Consider the following 2,931-nt stretch of genomic DNA (forward strand, 5'->3'; position numbering starts at 1 on the left):
TTAAACGAATTGGACTAAGGGTGAAACTATCGGGAGCGCAGTGGAATATCGAGAGTGTTTCCTCTATCCTTTCTCTTCGCTGTGCTGCATCTCAATGGTCAACTTTCTACTTGATGTATCTGCAAAAGTGAGATGCACCCCTGAGAACTTTTTTGGGCGACCAAAAACCTGCCGATGTTTTAACAAATTTTCCAGACCACCCTCTTTATATTGAAAGAGCCAGCGATGAATTGTTGCCTCACTTTTACCTAAAACTGCCGATACTTCCCGCACAGTTTCTACTTGTTTTGACTGAAAAAAATAAAGCATTTGAACTTTGTTATAAGCTAGAATTCTTTTTTGCTGTTTGAGTATTTCTCGCAAACTTTCTACAGATTCGGTAATCTTTATATGAGGACGACCAGACATTGTAATGCTCTCCTTTACTTTTTACACAAGTCTATCACATCTTTAAAAAAATGGTATTAGGGTGATTTAAAATCAAATCCGGGTCTAAATCTAACTTATCAATAAAGGTAGAAAGTAGATGCTTATTGAATTCCAGACGTTTATAAGAGGCCATAGAAAACACAAACGACTTGGCAGATGAATGACAGACAACTAGAGAGTTCATATTTAGCTAAGTTTAAGGCAATTAGACTGGCATTAAAATGAAAATCAAGCCGTGGTAAATGACGAGCTTGACAATCAGACAATCCCGTAAATTGCTTAGCATCACGAAAAATAAATTCAATCTGAAAACGAGCCTGATAATATTCAACAATTTGCTCAGGCGGTAAGTGAATATCAGTGCTAAATAATAAAGCATTTTTGATTTTTCCGTTGGCTTGAACCTCAGAGATACAAGCCAAACTCATTTGGCAATTTAAACAACAACTCCAGACTACCAATGTATATAATGAAACTCCCGGTTTTATTTCTTTAACAAATTTAAGACGACTCAAATCACTAGAGTTAAATTTACCATCATATTTGCGAGGCGCTCCCAGTTTTTTTTTGTTCACCTGTATAGAGATAGCGTAAGTTAGCATCAACTCTTAGGAATGAAAATTTAATAACATCAGCGATGTATAATAAATAAATGAGTGAATATGAATAGGTTTATGTTTCGGTAGAGATGTCAAATATTATACCTACTTGGTTCTTCTTATGTCGCCCATGATTTTTTGATTTGAATCATTTCTAACTAACTTAATTTATGTATTACTCAGACGAAATTACTGATTTAATGATCAAACATCATCAGTCTTTATCTGAAAAAGACCAAAGAAAATATGCAGCGATAGAAGCCGTAAAACTTGGCCCGGGTGGAATTATTTACATAGCCCGAGTTTTGGGAGTAGACAGGAATACAATAGCCAAGGGAATTAAGGAGTTAAAAAGTGAATCAGACACTACTTGTAATCAACAGAGAATTCGCCGACGTGGAGGAGGAAGAAAAACTAGGGAGTCTGAGATACCTGATTTAAATGAGCGTTTTTTAGAAGTCTTAAAAAACCACACAGCCGGAGATCCAATGTCGGAAAAAATTAAATGGACAAATCTTACCCAGCAACAAATAGTTGAAGGTCTGAAGGCTCAGGAAACAATAGTCAGTACAACAGTTGTTCAAAAACTGTTAAAAAAATATGGATATGTGAAACAGCTCAAAAAAAACAAACAACCGGAGTAACCAAGAATCGTAATGAACAATTTGAAAATCTGGCCAGAATTACCGCAGAGTATGAGTTGCAGGGAAATCCGATTGTTAGTATGGACACGAAAAAGAAGGAATTTATTGGAAATCTATATCGAGCAGGAAGTCTATATACTACGGAAGCTATTACGACATTTGACCATGACTTTTGGAGTTTGGCTGAAGGAAAAGTAGTACCTCATGGAATTTACGATCTGCAACATAACCGAGGATATTTAAACCTGGGAATCAGTAAAGACACGAGTGAATTTGCTTGTGAATCGATCAAATTATGGTGGGTTAATTACGGAAAATTTATCTACCCTCAAGCCAATTCAATTTTGATAAAATGCGATGGCGGTGGCAGTAATAATTCCAATCATCATATCTTTAAATCGGATTTACAAAAATTAGTTGACGAGCTAGGAATAGAAATTATAATGGCACACTATCCCCCCTATACATCGAAGTATAATCCGATTGAACATCGTTTGTTTCCTCACGTAACCAGAGCCTGTCAAGGAGTAATTTTTACCAGTCTTGAGTTAGTGAAAAAACTCATGGCAAAAACTCATACTAAAACCGGGCTTTCTGTGGTAGTAAATGTGAGCGATAAAATTTATGAAACTGGTCGAAAAGTAGCTAAGGGATTTAAAGAAACAATGAAAATTATTTTTGATGAATATCTACCCAAATGGAATTATCGTGCAGTTCCGACTATTTAGCAGACGCTAAAGTTATTAAATTTTCATTCCTTAGCTTGCCAATAAAGTTTAAATTTAACTCCCGCACAGCCTCCCAGAATTTAGAGCGGTAGTAATAGCCATCAGCCACCAAATAACGTACAGAACTTGGGAAAAAATAACGAGTATTCTTCAAATGTTGTGCCGAGTCATCAACTCTTGTGATGTCAGGCTTTGAACTTTGAGTGTCCGGTTTTTTGCGACGTTTTTTTGACCAGCAATTATTCGGATTTTGTGGCAGTTTTTTCGCGGGCTTTATTTGAGGGCATGATGGAGTTTGCTGTACGCTTAAGCTATAAGATAAACGACTCTCAATTTCCACAATAGAAATCACAGAAATTTCCAAACCCTGTTCCGATTTACCAGCTACACCATTAGACCTCTTGCGAAAGTGCGCTCGTTCTAGGTAAAATAAAAGAAATAATTAGCTCCCATAAGATGAATTACGAACAAGTACAAAAGTTAAACCCCGCCGACTTTAAACGGTACTGTGGACTACATCAAGAGACATTC

At 36.4% G+C, this 2,931-nt stretch carries 2 protein-coding genes and 3 pseudogenes; 2 read left to right on the forward strand and 3 right to left on the reverse strand.

What is annotated here, in order from left to right:
• Positions 1-114: pseudogene (locus ACUVJL_RS14420) on the forward strand (ISKra4-like element ISMiva1 family transposase); the annotation flags it as partial.
• 81 nt (positions 115-195) lie between these two features.
• On the opposite strand, the pseudogene ACUVJL_RS14425 reads toward ACUVJL_RS14420, so the two are convergent.
• Both ACUVJL_RS14425 and ACUVJL_RS14430 read right to left on the reverse strand, forming a co-directional pair.
• Positions 196-408 (reverse strand): annotated as a pseudogene (locus tag ACUVJL_RS14425) (helix-turn-helix domain-containing protein); the annotation flags it as partial.
• Positions 409-548: 140 nt separating this feature from the next.
• Positions 549-1,031, reverse strand: a complete 483-nt coding sequence (locus ACUVJL_RS14430; protein WP_445246475.1) for a transposase — start codon at positions 1,029-1,031, stop codon at positions 549-551.
• A 485-nt stretch (positions 1,032-1,516) separates the two neighbouring features.
• On the opposite strand from ACUVJL_RS14430, the pseudogene ACUVJL_RS14435 reads away from it, so the two are divergent.
• Positions 1,517-2,400 (forward strand): annotated as a pseudogene (locus ACUVJL_RS14435) (ISAzo13 family transposase).
• On the opposite strand, the gene ACUVJL_RS14440 reads toward ACUVJL_RS14435, so the two are convergent.
• Positions 2,393-2,764, reverse strand: coding sequence for a hypothetical protein (locus tag ACUVJL_RS14440; RefSeq protein WP_445246476.1), 372 nt, complete (start codon positions 2,762-2,764; stop codon positions 2,393-2,395). The pseudogene ACUVJL_RS14435 and the gene ACUVJL_RS14440 overlap by 8 nt on opposite strands.
• Positions 2,765-2,931: the final 167 nt, after the last annotated feature.

This window comes from Microcoleus sp. OTE_8_concoct_300 (assembly GCF_031383065.1).
Lineage (GTDB): Bacteria > Cyanobacteriota > Cyanobacteriia > Cyanobacteriales > Microcoleaceae > Microcoleus.